General features: G+C 48.6%; 14 protein-coding genes and 1 pseudogene. 12 read left to right on the top strand and 3 right to left on the bottom strand.

The annotated features are described in order from the left end of the window. Window positions 1-19: 19 nt before the first annotated feature. Together EAS44_RS03180 and EAS44_RS03175 are read right to left on the bottom strand one after the other, a co-directional pair. Window positions 20-910, bottom strand: a complete 891-nt coding sequence (locus EAS44_RS03180) for a substrate-binding domain-containing protein (protein WP_001331656.1) — start codon at window positions 908-910, stop codon at window positions 20-22. A 35-nt stretch (window positions 911-945) separates the two neighbouring features. Beyond that, window positions 946-1,800, bottom strand: a complete 855-nt coding sequence (locus EAS44_RS03175; protein WP_000275539.1) for a tagatose bisphosphate family class II aldolase — start codon at window positions 1,798-1,800, stop codon at window positions 946-948. Window positions 1,801-2,140: 340 nt separating this feature from the next. Between EAS44_RS03175 and EAS44_RS03170 the strand changes: the two genes are divergently transcribed. The 9 genes and pseudogenes from EAS44_RS03170 to yhdU all read left to right on the top strand — a co-directional run bounded on the left by EAS44_RS03170 (window position 2,141) and on the right by yhdU (window position 9,458). Beyond that, a complete protein-coding gene (locus EAS44_RS03170) occupies window positions 2,141-2,971 on the top strand; it encodes a DeoR/GlpR family DNA-binding transcription regulator (RefSeq protein ID WP_000843960.1) in 831 nt (276 codons plus the stop codon). Between the two features lie 31 nt (window positions 2,972-3,002). After that, a pseudogene (locus EAS44_RS03165) lies at window positions 3,003-3,938 on the top strand (sugar kinase). 92 nt (window positions 3,939-4,030) lie between these two features. After that, complete coding sequence (yhdT, locus tag EAS44_RS03160) at window positions 4,031-4,273, top strand: YhdT family protein (protein WP_000381170.1); 243 nt, start codon at window positions 4,031-4,033, stop codon at window positions 4,271-4,273. Further along, window positions 4,263-5,714 (top strand): sodium/pantothenate symporter, encoded by a 1,452-nt coding sequence (gene panF / locus EAS44_RS03155; RefSeq protein ID WP_001175716.1) that lies wholly within the window; start codon window positions 4,263-4,265, stop codon window positions 5,712-5,714. The genes yhdT and panF overlap by 11 nt, the downstream gene beginning before the upstream one ends. 11 nt (window positions 5,715-5,725) lie before the next feature. Beyond that, window positions 5,726-6,607: a 50S ribosomal protein L11 methyltransferase gene (prmA, locus tag EAS44_RS03150; RefSeq protein ID WP_001145827.1), complete on the top strand. Its 882-nt coding sequence runs from the start codon at window positions 5,726-5,728 to the stop codon at window positions 6,605-6,607. 328 nt (window positions 6,608-6,935) lie between these two features. After that, window positions 6,936-7,901 carry a tRNA dihydrouridine synthase DusB gene (dusB, locus tag EAS44_RS03145; RefSeq protein WP_001219652.1) on the top strand — a complete coding sequence of 322 codons (966 nt, stop codon included), beginning with the start codon at window positions 6,936-6,938 and terminating at the stop codon, window positions 7,899-7,901. Between the two features lie 25 nt (window positions 7,902-7,926). Beyond that, window positions 7,927-8,223 (top strand): DNA-binding transcriptional regulator Fis, encoded by a 297-nt coding sequence (fis, locus tag EAS44_RS03140; RefSeq protein ID WP_000462905.1) that lies wholly within the window; start codon window positions 7,927-7,929, stop codon window positions 8,221-8,223. Between the two features lie 87 nt (window positions 8,224-8,310). Beyond that, a complete protein-coding gene (gene yhdJ, locus EAS44_RS03135) occupies window positions 8,311-9,195 on the top strand; it encodes an adenine-specific DNA-methyltransferase (protein WP_001258951.1) in 885 nt (294 codons plus the stop codon). 83 nt (window positions 9,196-9,278) lie between these two features. Then, a complete protein-coding gene (gene yhdU, locus EAS44_RS03130; protein ID WP_001295275.1) occupies window positions 9,279-9,458 on the top strand; it encodes a DUF2556 family protein in 180 nt (59 codons plus the stop codon). Between the two features lie 2 nt (window positions 9,459-9,460). Here the strand turns inward: yhdU and acrS are convergent, their stop codons facing one another. Then, complete coding sequence (gene acrS / locus EAS44_RS03125; protein WP_001129506.1) at window positions 9,461-10,123, bottom strand: multidrug efflux transporter transcriptional repressor AcrS; 663 nt, start codon at window positions 10,121-10,123, stop codon at window positions 9,461-9,463. A 398-nt stretch (window positions 10,124-10,521) separates the two neighbouring features. Here acrS and acrE point away from each other — a divergent pair, with 398 nt between their 5' ends. The 3 genes from acrE to EAS44_RS03110 all read left to right on the top strand — a co-directional run bounded on the left by acrE (window position 10,522) and on the right by EAS44_RS03110 (window position 15,269). Next, window positions 10,522-11,679: a multidrug efflux RND transporter periplasmic adaptor subunit AcrE gene (gene acrE, locus EAS44_RS03120; RefSeq protein ID WP_000160349.1), complete on the top strand. Its 1,158-nt coding sequence runs from the start codon at window positions 10,522-10,524 to the stop codon at window positions 11,677-11,679. An 11-nt stretch (window positions 11,680-11,690) separates the two neighbouring features. Continuing rightward, entirely contained in the window at window positions 11,691-14,795 is a 3,105-nt protein-coding gene (acrF, locus tag EAS44_RS03115) for a multidrug efflux RND transporter permease subunit AcrF (RefSeq protein WP_001273256.1), read from the top strand. Between the two features lie 252 nt (window positions 14,796-15,047). After that, entirely contained in the window at window positions 15,048-15,269 is a 222-nt protein-coding gene (locus EAS44_RS03110; protein WP_000825647.1) for a membrane protein, read from the top strand. The last annotated feature ends 86 nt before the right edge of the window (window positions 15,270-15,355 follow it).

The following is a 15,355-nucleotide window of genomic DNA, read 5'->3' as shown; positions in this document are numbered from 1 at the left end:
TGTGAGGTGAAGATATTTACTATTTACCTGTATAAACGCCGGGTTGTACCGGGATCATTTTTTCTACCGGTTTACCATTGAGGTGATCAACAGCGGCATCAATGGCTTTAGCCCCCATTTGATCGGGATATTGCCGAATCACGGCCGCAAACGTTTTTTCACTGTCAACAGCATCACACGCTTCTTTCATGCCGTCAAAACCAATGATTTTGATGTTGTCGTTATGCGCAGATTTTGCTGCGATAACCGCTGCCAGCGCCGCATCATCACCAAAGCCAAACAGACCATTCAGGTTGGCGTTTGCCTGCATAATGTTTTGCGCAGTCGTTAACGCTTCAGCCCGCGTAATACCAGGCTGTTCAGCAACAATTTTAATATCCGGTGTATCGCTTAACCCTTTCTTAAAACCATCAACGCGCGCAACCACCGATTGTAGTGCCGGATAAGAAATAATGGCTACAGTACCTTTACCATGCAAAAGTTTACCCATTAACTTGCCTGCTTCAACGCCTCCCGCATAGTTATCGGTCGCAACATGCGATACGACCGGAACGCCTTCCGCAGCGACGTCGACGGTGATAACGGGAATACCGGCCTTATCGGCTTTAATTATCGCTGCCTGGACGCCTTTCGAATCGACCGGAGAGACAATAATGGCATCCACTTTTTTAGTAATAAAATCCTCAACATCAGAAAGTTGTTTGTTTAAATCCTGGTTGGCAATAGAGACACTTAAATTGACATTGTCTTTTTTTGCCTCTTCTTTCATGGCATTCGCAAGATCAATATAGAATGGATGTTGTTGTGTTAATAATGACGCACCAATTTTATACTCTTTTGCCAACGAACTTTGCGAGAACAATGCCAGGCTCACCAACATAGCTGAACCAAGTAATTTAATATTTTTCATAAACAATCCTCATTGTTTTTGTAGGGTACAACGTATTAAATTTTTCCTTCACTACCACAGACGCCAATAATACGAATTACGACTTCTTTCATGGCGGCCTTTGCGGGCTGCATATAGTGACGTGGATCATTTGCCGCAGGATTGTTGTAGAAATATCCTTTTAACGCATCGGCAAACGCAATTTTCAATTCTGTCGCGACATTTACTTTACAAATACCGCGACGAATACAGTGCTGAACGTCCTGTTCCGATAAGCCCGAAGCACCATGCAACACCAGCGGAATCTCCACTCGCTGACGAATCTGTTCCAGCCGCACAAAATCCAGTCGTGGTTCATGCGCATATAAACCATGTGCTGTGCCGATTGCTACCGCCAGGGAGTCAATTTGGGTACGTTGAACAAACTCTGCAGCTGCGGCTGGTGAGGTATAAGCGGAATCTTTTTCATCCACCCGCAGATCGTCCTCCTGGCCGCCAAGACGCCCTAGCTCGGCCTCAACGCTAACATCAAAGCGATGGCAAAAGGTGGTAACTTCTTGCACTCGCGCAATGTTGTCTTCAAATGGCAAATGGGAGCCATCAATCATGACAGAACGGATCCCTGCGCGAACCTTGTTAAAAATGTCATCACTCTCTTCATGATGGTCGAGATGCAGGACTAACGGCAGGTTGTACTCGCGAGCCAGCGATTGTACTAACGAAATTAAACTTCCCACGCCACCATAACGATATGTACCGGGTGTTCCCGCCAGCATAACGGGAGAGCGAAGTTGTGCAGCGCTCTCAACAACTACCTGTAAAGTTTCAAGGTTATGAATGTTGAAAGCAGGGACGGCATATCCCTCTGACTGGGCTTTTTTCAGCATGTTTTTGCTTGAAATAATATACATCGCAGCTCCTGTTATTTGTCGTTCGCCTTACAAAATGAAGAAAGAGAATCTTCACTTTCATTTTGAAAGCAAACTAGCACAGCAAAAGCAGCAAAAAGCGTGATGCATGTCGAACATCATCAAAATAACTTACAAAAATAACTTAATTTATTTTTCACTTTGCAAGTGAAACCAATGGAAACCCTGCATAAATATGAATATATTCATTTATTTTTCAATGTATTAAGCTATTTTCGTTGCAATTTTTGACCCATGATTTTCTTTTCGAATTGTCGATATGATTGAAGGATAACTTTCAAAGAAAAATACAAGGGGCTATAGTGTTACGCATTAAAGGCCAATGAAGAGTGTTAACGTGCCGAGAAAATCGTCTAACCTACTGAAACGCAGATTAAAAATTGCAGAAATTGTTGCCGCCCAGGGTGAAATCAAAGTTGATGACTTATCTGCGCAACTTGGTGTCTCTGGCGTGACGATCCGCGGCGATCTCAGTTATCTGGAGCAACAGGGATATTTAAAGCGATCATTTGGCGGTGCTATTGCGACACCACTCTCCTCTGAACCAGAAGCGATACAACCGATCGCGCCATTGTCTCTGGCACAACAAATGGAAATAGCACGACATTGCGCACGGTTAATTCGCGATCGTGACACGCTATTTCTTGGACATGGGACAATCTGCCGTAAGATCATTCCATTGCTCAGCGAAGTGAAAAAACTGCGTCTGATCACCAACGATCCCGAACATGCGCTGCTGGCAAATCAGTTTATTGATGGCGAAATAATACTGGCTGGCAGTGAAATGCTGCGCCCCGACACCGCACTGGCCGGAAAACCGCTTGAACAGGCACTTCAGCATTTCACCATTACACATAGCATTCTGGAAATCAGCCATCTGGATGCTGATGGTACTTTAAATATCAACGTTCCCAGACTCGCCGCTGCCTGGCAGCTCTGTTTCGATCATGCCCAGAATAAGACGGTTATCGTTGCCGCCGATCCTGCGCCATCAACGGCTGCTATCGGGCATTTGCATCAGGCAGAAAATGTGATCGTCAGCCGCAGCATTAACGAACAATATCAGCAACAATTGCAGTCGGCTGATTTCGTTATCCTTTATACCAGTAATGAGTGCTTTACCTGGTCCAATCGCGAAAGGCTTCAGGAATGAGAGGGGTTTTGTGACAATAACTATCTGCGCTATGGGCGAATTGCTGGCCGAGTTTTTGTCCCGCAACCCACATCAAAAATTCACTCAGCCTGGGGAGTTTATCGGGCCATTTCCCAGCGGTGCGCCAGCAATTTTTGCTGCTCAGGTGGCAAAACTGTCCCATCGGGCCATCTTCTTTGGATGTGTTGGTAATGATGATTTTGCCCGACTCATTATAGAGCGTCTCCGTCATGAAGGTGTCATTACCGATGGGATCCATGTTATGAACAATGCCGTCACAGGTACGGCGTTCGTGAGTTATCAAAATCCCCAGCAGCGGGATTTCGTCTTTAATATCCCTAACAGCGCCTGCGGTTTGTTTACTGCCGAGCACATTGATAAGGATCTGCTTAAACAGTGTAACCATCTGCATATTGTGGGCTCATCGTTGTTCTCATTTCGCATGATCGATGTCATGCGTAAAGCAATAACGACGATCAAATCGGCTGGCGGCACCGTTTCTTTCGATCCCAATATTCGCAAAGAGATGCTGAGCATTCCTGAAATGGCGCAGGCTCTCGATTATTTGATTGAATATACGGATATTTTTATCCCCAGCGAAAGCTAACTCCCTTTCTTCGCGCGTCACAAAAATCTGTCAGAGGAACAGATTGTTAGCGATCTTCTCCACGGCGGCGTAAAACATGTGGCGATAAAACGCGCCCAGCGTGGGGCCAGCTATTACAAGCTTAAAAACGGTACATTACACGCCCAGCATGTTGCAGGTCACGATATCGAAATTATCGATCCAACGGGTGCAGGCGACTGCTTTGGCGCAACGTTTATCACTCTTTTCTTATCCGGTTTCCCGGCACACAAGGCGCTGCAATATGCAAATGCCAGTGGCGCGCTCGCCGTAATGCGGCAAGGTCCGATGGAAGGGATATCCTCACTGGCAGACATTGAAGACTTTTTGCAGCAGCACTGAACGGCAATTTTCTGTCAGATTATTTTCCCTGCCTGAAGACTTGCCGTAGAATTGCCCGTTTCTCGTATCCCCCCATGAGGAGGACCCCTTCCGTGGACACTCGTTTTGTTCAGGCCCATAAAGAGGCGCGCTGGGCGCTGGGGCTGACCCTTTTGTATCTGGCGGTATGGTTAGTAGCCGCTTACTTACCTGGCGTTGCCCCCGGTTTTACCGGCTTTCCGCGCTGGTTTGAGATGGCCTGCATCCTGACGCCGCTGCTGTTTATTGGACTGTGCTGGGCGATGGTGAAATTTATCTATCGCGATATCCCGCTGGAGGATGACGATGCAGCTTGAAGTGATTCTACCGCTGGTCGCCTATCTGGTGGTGGTGTTCGGTATCTCTGTTTATGCGATGCGTAAACGGAGCACTGGCACCTTCCTTAATGAGTATTTCCTCGGCAGCCGCTCTATGGGCGGTATTGTGCTGGCGATGACGCTCACCGCGACCTATATCAGTGCCAGTTCGTTTATCGGCGGGCCTGGAGCTGCTTATAAATACGGCCTGGGCTGGGTATTGCTAGCGATGATTCAGCTTCCTGCAGTCTGGCTTTCGCTCGGTATTCTCGGCAAGAAGTTCGCAATTCTTGCGCGCCGCTACAATGCGGTGACGCTGAACGATATGCTGTTTGCCCGCTACCAGAGTCGTCTTCTGGTATGGCTGGCGAGTTTGAGTTTGCTGGTTGCGTTCGTTGGTGCGATGACCGTGCAGTTTATCGGCGGTGCGCGCCTGCTGGAAACCGCGGCGGGTATTCCTTATGAAACCGGGCTGCTGATTTTCGGTATCAGCATTGCGTTGTATACCGCCTTTGGCGGCTTTCGCGCCAGCGTGCTGAACGACACCATGCAAGGGCTGGTGATGCTGATTGGCACCGTTGTGCTGCTTATTGGCGTGGTACATGCCGCAGGTGGTTTAAGTAATGCGGTAGACACGCTGCAAACCATCGATCCGCAACTGGTTACGCCACAAGGCGCTGACGATATTCTGTCGCCTGCCTTTATGACGTCGTTCTGGGTACTGGTGTGCTTTGGCGTTATAGGCCTGCCGCATACTGCGGTGCGCTGTATCTCTTATAAAGACAGCAAAGCCGTACATCGGGGGATCATTATCGGTACGATTGTAGTCGCAATCCTGATGTTCGGTATGCATCTGGCCGGAGCGTTAGGTCGGGCGGTGATCCCCGATCTCACCGTACCGGATCTGGTGATCCCGACGTTAATGGTAAAAGTGCTGCCACCGTTTGCCGCCGGGATCTTCCTGGCTGCACCGATGGCTGCGATCATGTCGACAATTAACGCCCAACTGCTGCAAAGTTCCGCTACGATCATTAAAGATCTCTATCTGAATATCCGTCCGGATCAAATGCAAAACGAGACGCGTCTGAAGCGGATGTCGGCGGTGATCACGTTGGTTCTCGGTGCGTTGCTGCTGCTTGCCGCCTGGAAGCCGCCAGAAATGATCATCTGGCTGAATTTGCTGGCCTTCGGTGGGCTGGAAGCCGTTTTCCTGTGGCCGCTGGTGCTGGGTCTTTACTGGGAACGTGCCAACGCCAAAGGCGCGCTAAGTGCGATGATCGTTGGCGGCGTGCTGTATGCCGTACTCGCGAAGCTGAATATTCAGTACCTGGGCTTCCACCCTATCGTGCCCTCGTTACTACTAAGTTTGCTGGCTTTCCTGGTCGGAAACCGTTTCGGTACATCCGTCCCGCAAGCTACCGTTTTGACTACTGATAAATAAAGAGTTTTGCCATGCCTTGGATCCAACTGAAACTGAACACTACCGGCGCGAACGCGGAAGATCTTAGCGATGCGCTGATGGAAGCGGGTGCCGTTTCTATCACTTTTCAGGATACCCACGATACGCCAGTATTTGAGCCGCTGCCGGGCGAAACGCGCCTGTGGGGCGACACCGATGTGATTGGTCTGTTCGACGCTGAAACCGATATGAACGACGTGGTGGCGATTCTGGAAAACCATCCGCTGCTCGGCGCGGGCTTCGCGCATAAAATCGAACAACTGGAAGATAAAGACTGGGAGCGCGAATGGATGGATAATTTCCACCCGATGCGCTTTGGTGAACGGCTGTGGATCTGCCCAAGCTGGCGTGATGTGCCGGACGAAAACGCCGTCAACGTGATGTTAGACCCAGGGCTGGCGTTTGGTACGGGTACCCATCCAACTACCTCTCTGTGCCTGCAATGGCTCGACAGCCTCGATTTAACCGGTAAAACAGTCATCGACTTTGGCTGCGGTTCCGGCATTCTGGCTATCGCGGCGCTGAAACTGGGTGCAGCAAAAGCCATTGGTATTGATATTGATCCGCAGGCGATTCAGGCCAGCCGCGACAACGCTGAACGTAATGGCGTTTCTGATCGTCTGGAACTCTACTTACCGAAAGATCAGCCAGAAGAAATGAAAGCCGACGTGGTGGTCGCTAACATCCTTGCAGGTCCATTACGTGAACTGGCACCGTTAATCAGCGTCCTGCCAGTTTCAGGCGGTTTGCTGGGCCTTTCCGGTATTCTGGCAAGCCAGGCAGAGAGCGTTTGCGAAGCTTATGCCGACAGCTTCGCTCTGGACCCGGTCGTGGAAAAAGAAGAGTGGTGCCGCATTACCGGTCGTAAGAATTAACCTTCGCATCGCCGTATGGCGACGCAGAGCGAAGTGCGAGCGATGTCACAAAAGGCACGTTAATTTGCCGATTATTTACGCAAATTTGCGTGCCAAAATTTTCATTCATAAAGAAAAATTGAGAACTTACTCAAATTTCTTTGAGTGTAAATTTTAGTCACTATTTTCTAATATGATGATTTTTATGAGTAATTATCGCGCTACGCTCATTTTAAATGCAATTCTTTGATCCATCTCAGAGGATTGGTCAAAGTTTGGCCTTTCATCTCGTGCAAAAAATGCGTAATATACGCCGCCTTGCAGTCACAGTATGGTCATTTCTTAACTCATGCGCATCGGACAATATCAGCTCAGAAATCGCCTGATCGCAGCGCCCATGGCTGGCATTACAGACAGACCTTTTCGGACGTTGTGCTACGAGATGGGAGCCGGATTGACAGTATCCGAGATGATGTCTTCTAACCCACAGGTTTGGGAAAGCGACAAATCTCGTTTACGGATGGTGCACATTGATGAACCCGGTATTCGCACCGTGCAAATTGCTGGTAGCGATCCGAAAGAAATGGCAGATGCAGCACGTATTAACGTGGAAAGCGGTGCCCAGATTATTGATATCAATATGGGTTGCCCGGCTAAAAAAGTGAATCGCAAGCTCGCAGGTTCAGCCCTCTTGCAGTACCCGGATGTCGTTAAATCGATCCTTACCGAGGTCGTCAATGCAGTGGACGTTCCTGTTACCCTGAAAATTCGCACTGGCTGGGCACCGGAACACCGTAACTGCGAAGAGATTGCCCAACTGGCTGAAGACTGTGGCATTCAGGCTCTGACCATTCATGGCCGTACACGCGCCTGTTTGTTCAATGGAGAAGCTGAGTACGACAGTATTCGGGCAGTTAAGCAGAAAGTTTCCATTCCGGTTATCGCGAATGGTGACATTACTGACCCGCTTAAAGCCAGAGCTGTGCTCGACTATACAGGGGCGGATGCCCTGATGATAGGCCGCGCAGCTCAGGGAAGACCCTGGATCTTTCGGGAAATCCAGCATTATCTGGACACTGGGGAGTTGCTGCCCCCGCTGCCTTTGGCAGAGGTTAAGCGCTTGCTTTGCGCGCACGTTCGGGAACTGCATGACTTTTATGGTCCGGCAAAAGGGTACCGAATTGCACGTAAACACGTTTCCTGGTATCTCCAGGAACACGCTCCAAATGACCAGTTTCGGCGCACATTCAACGCCATTGAGGATGCCAGCGAACAGCTGGAGGCGTTGGAGGCATACTTCGAAAATTTTGCGTAAACAGAAATAAAGAGCTGACAGAACTATGTTCGAACAACGCGTAAATTCTGACGTACTGACCGTTTCTACCGTTAACTCTCAGGATCAGGTAACCCAAAAACCCCTGCGTGACTCGGTTAAACAGGCACTGAAGAACTATTTTGCTCAACTGAATGGTCAGGATGTGAATGACCTCTATGAGCTGGTACTGGCTGAAGTAGAACAGCCCCTGTTGGACATGGTGATGCAATACACCCGTGGTAACCAGACCCGTGCTGCTCTGATGATGGGCATCAACCGTGGTACGCTGCGTAAAAAATTGAAAAAATACGGCATGAACTAATTCAGGTTTTAGCTAAATGCTTGATTAAAAAGGCGCTACTCGGCATGGGGAAGCGCCTTTTTTATAGGTGTCACAAAGGGAGTGACCATGAGAACAGGATGTGAACCGACCCGATTTGGTAATGAAGCAAAGACCATCATCCAGGGTGATGCATTAACCGAACTTAAAAAGCTCCCCGCCGAAAGTGTCGATCTGATCTTTGCCGACCCACCGTATAACATCGGTAAAAATTTTGATGGTCTGATCGAAGCCTGGAAAGAAGATCTGTTTATCGACTGGCTGTTTGAAGTGATTGCAGAGTGCCATCGCGTTCTGAAAAAGCAGGGCAGCATGTACATCATGAATAGCACGGAAAACATGCCCTTTATCGATCTCCAGTGCCGCAAGCTTTTTACCATCAAAAGTCGCATCGTCTGGTCATATGACAGTTCTGGAGTGCAGGCGAAAAAACACTACGGCTCCATGTACGAACCCATCCTGATGATGGTGAAAGACGCAAAGAACTACACGTTCAACGGTGATGCTATTCTGGTAGAAGCCAAAACCGGATCGCAGCGCGCGTTGATCAATTATCGCAAAAATCCTCCACAGCCTTACAATCATCAAAAAGTACCGGGTAACGTCTGGGATTTTCCGCGCGTGCGTTATTTGATGGATGAATATGAAAACCACCCGACGCAAAAACCGGAAGCCTTGCTGAAACGCATTATTCTCGCCTCTTCCAACCCAGGCGATATCGTTCTCGACCCGTTTGCCGGTAGCTTTACTACCGGTGCCGTAGCCGTCGCCAGCGGGCGAAAATTCATTGGTATTGAGATCAACAGCGAGTACATCAAAATGGGGCTTCGACGGCTGGATGTCGCGTCGCATTACTCTGCGGAAGAACTGGCGAAAGTGAAAAAAAGAAAGACCGGCAACCTGTCAAAACGAAGCCGGTTAAGCGAAGTTGACCCCGATCTCATTGCAAAGTAAAGGAAGTGTAAGCCTGGTTTTCAGATTATTCATTTCGTGTATATTTCCTGCCAGACTTGGTTAAACATGCACAGGCTCAGGTAATGATTCGCAAGTATTGGTGGCTCGTCGTTTTCGCTGTCTTCGTTTTTCTGTTTGATACTTTACTGATGCAGTGGATTGAACTGCTGGCAACAGAAACAGACAAATGCCGCAATATGAACTCAGTTAATCCACTAAAACTGGTTAACTGTGACGAACTGAATTTTCAGGACAGAATGTGAATTTATATGACACTTAATTCATTCGTTTTATGAATTAATTTCGTTATGTTTTCATCTGGCATGAACATTCTTAATACGTTATCGACCAGAGCGGGGGCTTGTTTATAAAGATCATAACCCGCCATATTCATTAACCAGTTTTGAACAATTCCGCTGAAGGCACCATCAATAATAATCATCACAACATCTAAATCGAGATTATTTGCTACACAACCTTGTTGCTGACACGCCTGCAATACTTCGCGGAGAGTCTGCGGATTAAAGCCCATCTTTTCGCGTATCACTCCCTCGGCCAGCATCTCATCATTAAATTCACATTTGTGATATAAGATTTTCAGCAACGCCTGCTGGCGGGGAATTTTGGCAATATATTGCAAACCGACAATCAATTTTTCACGCAATTGCTGAAACGGGTCATGCTCTAACCCAGCGGTCAAGTGATCCTGGATTAACTCCCGCAATGAAGGCTGTTGCAACCACATCTCATTAAACAGTTGAGTCTTGTTTTCGAAGTGCCAGTAGATAGCGCCACGCGTAACGTTAGCAGCGTCGGCAATGTCGTTGAGCGTCGTCTTGCTTACGCCATGCTGCGCAAACTGGGCGATGGCAGTTTCAATCAGTTCTTGCCGGGTCTTCAGGGCTTCAGCTTTGGTTCTTTTTGCCATGATTAATTATTCAGGAAATAAATATATTCGACACAGGATGAGAAAATAGCGAAGGTTAATCTATCACCTAATGTGTATTTATACGAGAGGCTAATATTGCGTTGCTATAAATCGTCAAATAAATGATATGTATTATTTACATAAAATACATTCACTTGACCTATACATATTTCAATTTACGAGATTTTAATTCTATTTCTTTCATTCCGCGTCAAAACAAAACAGTAGAATATTAATCTTTTTTTGTGTTTATGTGCCTTGAGTTGCCAGTATTCATAACTATTCCTTACATCGACGAATGATAATTTGTAGGATAGCGAACTGTATTTTTCTTTCTGCGAGTTAACGCATTGCCTTTTTGGGCAAATAACGCGCTTTTGGTTTTTTGAGGAATAGTAATGACGAAACATGCCAGGTTTTTCCTCCTGCCCTCCTTTATTCTGATCTCCGCGGCTTTAATCGCCGGTTGTAACGATAAGGGAGAAGAGAAAGCTCACGTCGGTGAACCGCAGGTTACCGTTCATATTGTGAAAACGGCCCCGTTAGAAGTTAAGACTGAATTACCAGGCCGCACCAATGCTTACCGTATAGCCGAAGTTCGCCCACAGGTTAGCGGGATCGTACTGAATCGCAATTTCACTGAAGGCAGCGATGTGCAAGCAGGCCAGTCCCTGTACCAGATCGATCCCGCGACCTATCAGGCAAGTTATGACAGCGCGAAAGGCGAACTGGCGAAAAGTGAAGCCGCCGCCGCCATCGCGCATTTGACGGTAAAACGTTACGTTCCGCTCGTGGGTACGAAATACATCAGTCAGCAGGAGTACGACCAGGCCATTGCTGATGCTCGCCAGGCCGATGCCGCCGTGATTGCCGCAAAAGCCACAGTCGAAAGCGCTCGCATCAATCTCGCTTATACCAAAGTGACTGCGCCAATTAGCGGACGTATCGGCAAATCGACCGTGACCGAAGGCGCTCTTGTCACTAATGGGCAAACGACTGAACTGGCGACTGTCCAGCAGCTCGATCCTATCTACGTTGATGTGACCCAATCCAGCAACGATTTTATGAGGCTGAAGCAATCCGTAGAGCAAGGAAATTTGCATAAGGAAAACGCCACCAGCAACGTAGAGTTGGTCATGGAGAACGGTCAAACCTATCCCCTGAAAGGTACGCTGCAATTCTCCGATGTGACCGTTGATGAAAGCACCGGCTCCATAACCCTACGTGCTGTCTTCCCTAACCCGCAACATACGCTTTTGCCGGGTATGTTTGTGCGCGCACGGATTGATGAAGGCGTCCAACCTGACGCCATTCTTATCCCGCAACAAGGCGTTAGCCGCACACCACGTGGTGATGCAACCGTGCTGATTGTTAACAATAAAAGTCAGGTTGAAGCGCGCCCTGTCGTTGCCAGTCAGGCGATTGGCGATAAATGGTTGATTAGCGAAGGTCTGAAATCTGGCGATCAAGTCATTGTCAGCGGCCTGCAAAAAGCGCGTCCGGGAGAGCAGGTTAAAGCCACTACCGATACCCCCGCAGATACTGCATCGAAGTAAGGCAATCTGACATGGCAAACTTTTTTATTCGACGACCGATATTTGCATGGGTGCTGGCCATTATTCTGATGATGGCGGGCGCACTGGCGATCCTACAATTGCCCGTCGCCCAGTATCCAACCATTGCGCCGCCTGCGGTTTCTGTTTCGGCAAACTATCCGGGTGCTGATGCGCAGACCGTGCAGGATACAGTGACGCAGGTTATCGAACAGAATATGAACGGTATCGATAACCTGATGTATATGTCCTCCACCAGCGATTCCGCCGGTAGCGTGACAATTACCCTTACCTTCCAGTCCGGGACCGATCCTGATATCGCGCAAGTACAGGTGCAGAACAAACTCCAGCTCGCCACGCCGTTGCTGCCGCAGGAGGTTCAGCAGCAGGGGATCAGTGTTGAAAAGTCCAGTAGCAGCTATTTGATGGTGGCGGGCTTTGTCTCTGATAACCCTGGCACCACACAGGACGATATCTCGGACTATGTGGCCTCTAACGTTAAAGATACGCTTAGCCGTCTGAATGGCGTCGGTGACGTACAGCTTTTCGGCGCACAGTATGCGATGCGTATCTGGCTGGACGCCGATCTGCTAAACAAATATAAACTGACACCGGTTGATGTGATTAACCAGTTGAAGGTACAGAACGATCAGATCGCTGCCGGACAGTTGGGCGGAACGCCAGCGTTACCAGGGCAACAGTTGAACGCCTCGATTATTGCTCAGACGCGGTTAAAAAATCCGGAAGAATTCGGCAAAGTGACCCTGCGCGTAAACAGTGACGGCTCGGTGGTGCGTCTGAAAGATGTCGCACGGGTTGAACTTGGCGGTGAAAACTATAACGTTATCGCTCGCATCAACGGAAAACCGGCGGCGGGCCTGGGGATTAAGCTGGCAACCGGCGCGAATGCTCTCGATACCGCGAAAGCCATTAAGGCAAAACTGGCGGAATTACAGCCATTCTTCCCGCAGGGAATGAAGGTTCTTTACCCTTATGACACCACGCCTTTCGTCCAGCTTTCTATCCAGGAAGTGGTGAAAACGCTGTTCGAAGCCATTATGCTGGTGTTCCTGGTGATGTATCTGTTCTTGCAGAACATGCGGGCAACATTGATACCCACCATTGCTGTACCTGTCGTGTTGTTAGGGACATTTGCCATACTCGCCGCTTTTGGTTACTCCATCAATACGCTAACGATGTTTGGGATGGTACTTGCCATCGGACTTCTTGTTGATGATGCGATAGTCGTTGTGGAGAACGTCGAGCGCGTAATGATGGAGGATAAACTCCCCCCCAGAGAAGCGACGGAAAAATCGATGTCGCAAATCCAGGGCGCGCTGGTAGGTATCGCGATGGTACTGTCGGCGGTATTTATTCCGATGGCATTCTTCGGTGGCTCAACAGGGGCAATTTATCGCCAGTTCTCTATCACTATTGTTTCAGCAATGGCGCTTTCAGTACTGGTTGCGCTGATTCTCACCCCCGCGTTATGTGCAACATTGCTGAAACCAGTCTCTGCCGAGCATCACGAAAATAAGGGAGGATTCTTCGGCTGGTTTAACACCACTTTCGATCATAGCGTTAATCACTACACCAATAGCGTTGGCAAAATCCTCGGTTCCACAGGGCGATATTTACTGATCTATGCGCTGATTGTTGCAGGAATGGTGGTGTTGTTTTTACGTCTTCCGTCTTCCTTCTTACCTGAAGAGGATCAGGGTGTCTTTCTGACCATGATTCAGTTACCCGCTGGCGCGACGCAAGAGCGGACGCAAAAAGTGTTGGATCAAGTGACGGATTACTATCTGAAGAACGAGAAAGCGAACGTTGAAAGTGTCTTTACAGTTAACGGCTTTAGCTTCAGCGGCCAGGCACAAAACGCCGGTATGGCCTTCGTCAGTCTGAAACCGTGGGAAGAGCGTAGTGGTGACGAAAACAGTGCGGAAGCAGTAATCCATCGTGCCAAAATGGAATTGGGCAAGATCCGCGACGGTTTTGTCATTCCATTTAATATGCCAGCCATTGTTGAACTAGGCACGGCAACGGGTTTCGACTTTGAGTTAATTGATCAGGCTGGGCTGGGTCACGATGCCCTGACCCAGGCCCGTAACCAGTTGCTTGGCATGGCGGCGCAACATCCTGCCAGCTTAGTCAGCGTGCGCCCTAATGGCCTGGAAGACACCGCGCAGTTTAAACTGGAAGTTGACCAGGAAAAGGCGCAGGCATTAGGTGTTTCACTTTCTGACATCAATCAGACCATTTCAACGGCGTTGGGTGGGACTTACGTTAACGACTTCATCGACCGTGGTCGCGTGAAAAAGGTGTATGTTCAGGCGGATGCCAAATTCCGTATGCTGCCAGAAGATGTCGATAAACTTTATGTCCGCAGCGCCAACGGCGAAATGGTGCCATTCTCTGCCTTTACCACTTCACATTGGGTGTATGGCTCTCCGCGACTGGAACGCTACAACGGTCTGCCGTCAATGGAGATTCAGGGGGAAGCCGCGCCAGGAACCAGTTCCGGCGATGCTATGGCGTTGATGGAAAACCTTGCGTCAAAATTACCGGCGGGCATTGGTTATGACTGGACGGGTATGTCATATCAGGAACGTTTATCGGGAAACCAGGCTCCCGCTCTGGTAGCAATTTCCTTTGTGGTTGTTTTCCTGTGCCTTGCTGCACTCTATGAAAGCTGGTCAATTCCTGTCTCGGTTATGTTGGTCGTGCCGTTAGGGATTGTCGGCGTGCTACTGGCGGCAACACTCTTTAATCAAAAAAATGACGTCTACTTTATGGTGGGCTTGCTAACGACAATTGGCTTGTCGGCCAAAAACGCTATTTTGATTGTTGAGTTCGCTAAAGATCTCATGGAGAAAGAGGGTAAAGGTGTTGTTGAAGCGACACTAATGGCAGTACGTATGCGTCTGCGTCCTATCCTGATGACCTCTCTCGCCTTTATTCTCGGCGTATTACCGCTGGCTATCAGTAACGGGGCCGGCAGTGGCGCGCAAAACGCAGTCGGTATCGGGGTAATGGGCGGAATGGTCTCTGCAACGTTGCTGGCAATCTTCTTCGTGCCAGTGTTCTTTGTGGTGATCCGTCGATGCTTTAAAGGATAAATCAGAAACATAAAGGCGCTTTCAGGCGCCTTTTTTATTTTCAGTGAACCCCATAAAAATTAATAAGATATTCTTCTTCTCACTCTTTAAAAACTTTCTATAGTTCCCGCTCCCTTCACTATTTTTACAATTCACATAAATTGTCATTATTCATTCCGCAAGATTTATAACCTCCAGTGATAAAATGGCATTCAGCTCGTTAATAAGAGAGTTAACTTATTAAGCGTTAGCGTTTATTACTGAGGTAACACCATGAAAAGATTAATTCCTGTGACATTGCTCACCGCATTGCTGGCGGGCTGTGCTCACGATTCGCCCTGCGTTCCGGTTTATGACGATCAGGGTCGTCTGGTTCACACCAATACCTGTATGAAAGGCACGACTCAGGATAACTGGGAAACGGCTGGGGCTATTGCCGGCGGGGCAGCAGCTGTTGCTGGCCTGACGATGGGGATCATCGCTCTGTCGAAATAACTAAACAGGGCGCGGAGCTCCGCGCTCTTTTTAACGATACAGTATCTTTCCATAAGATAAAATATTGCTATATTCTGCTGGGTAAT

The sequence above is a fragment of the Escherichia coli DSM 30083 = JCM 1649 = ATCC 11775 genome, assembly GCF_003697165.2.
Lineage (GTDB): Bacteria > Pseudomonadota > Gammaproteobacteria > Enterobacterales > Enterobacteriaceae > Escherichia > Escherichia coli.
The sequence above is the reverse complement of the archived record's forward strand: the minus strand, read 5'-3'. Positions and strand labels throughout refer to the sequence as shown.

Bases quoted from the DNA above. Each gene is read 5' to 3' on its own strand.
- yhdU (WP_001295275.1), top strand. From the start codon at position 9,279: ATGATTCGCAAGTATTGGTGGCTCGTCGTTTTCGCTGTCTTCGTTTTT.
- dusB (WP_001219652.1), top strand. From the start codon at position 6,936: ATGCGCATCGGACAATATCAGCTCAGAAATCGCCTGATCGCAGCGCCC.
- acrE (WP_000160349.1), top strand. From the start codon at position 10,522: ATGACGAAACATGCCAGGTTTTTCCTCCTGCCCTCCTTTATTCTGATC.
- prmA (WP_001145827.1), top strand. From the start codon at position 5,726: ATGCCTTGGATCCAACTGAAACTGAACACTACCGGCGCGAACGCGGAA.
- fis (WP_000462905.1), top strand. From the start codon at position 7,927: ATGTTCGAACAACGCGTAAATTCTGACGTACTGACCGTTTCTACCGTT.
- yhdJ (WP_001258951.1), top strand. From the start codon at position 8,311: ATGAGAACAGGATGTGAACCGACCCGATTTGGTAATGAAGCAAAGACC.
- acrS (WP_001129506.1), bottom strand. From the start codon at position 10,123: ATGGCAAAAAGAACCAAAGCTGAAGCCCTGAAGACCCGGCAAGAACTG.
- acrF (WP_001273256.1), top strand. From the start codon at position 11,691: ATGGCAAACTTTTTTATTCGACGACCGATATTTGCATGGGTGCTGGCC.
- EAS44_RS03175 (WP_000275539.1), bottom strand. From the start codon at position 1,800: ATGTATATTATTTCAAGCAAAAACATGCTGAAAAAAGCCCAGTCAGAG.
- EAS44_RS03180 (WP_001331656.1), bottom strand. From the start codon at position 910: ATGAAAAATATTAAATTACTTGGTTCAGCTATGTTGGTGAGCCTGGCA.
- EAS44_RS03110 (WP_000825647.1), top strand. From the start codon at position 15,048: ATGAAAAGATTAATTCCTGTGACATTGCTCACCGCATTGCTGGCGGGC.
- EAS44_RS03170 (WP_000843960.1), top strand. From the start codon at position 2,141: ATGAAGAGTGTTAACGTGCCGAGAAAATCGTCTAACCTACTGAAACGC.
- panF (WP_001175716.1), top strand. From the start codon at position 4,263: ATGCAGCTTGAAGTGATTCTACCGCTGGTCGCCTATCTGGTGGTGGTG.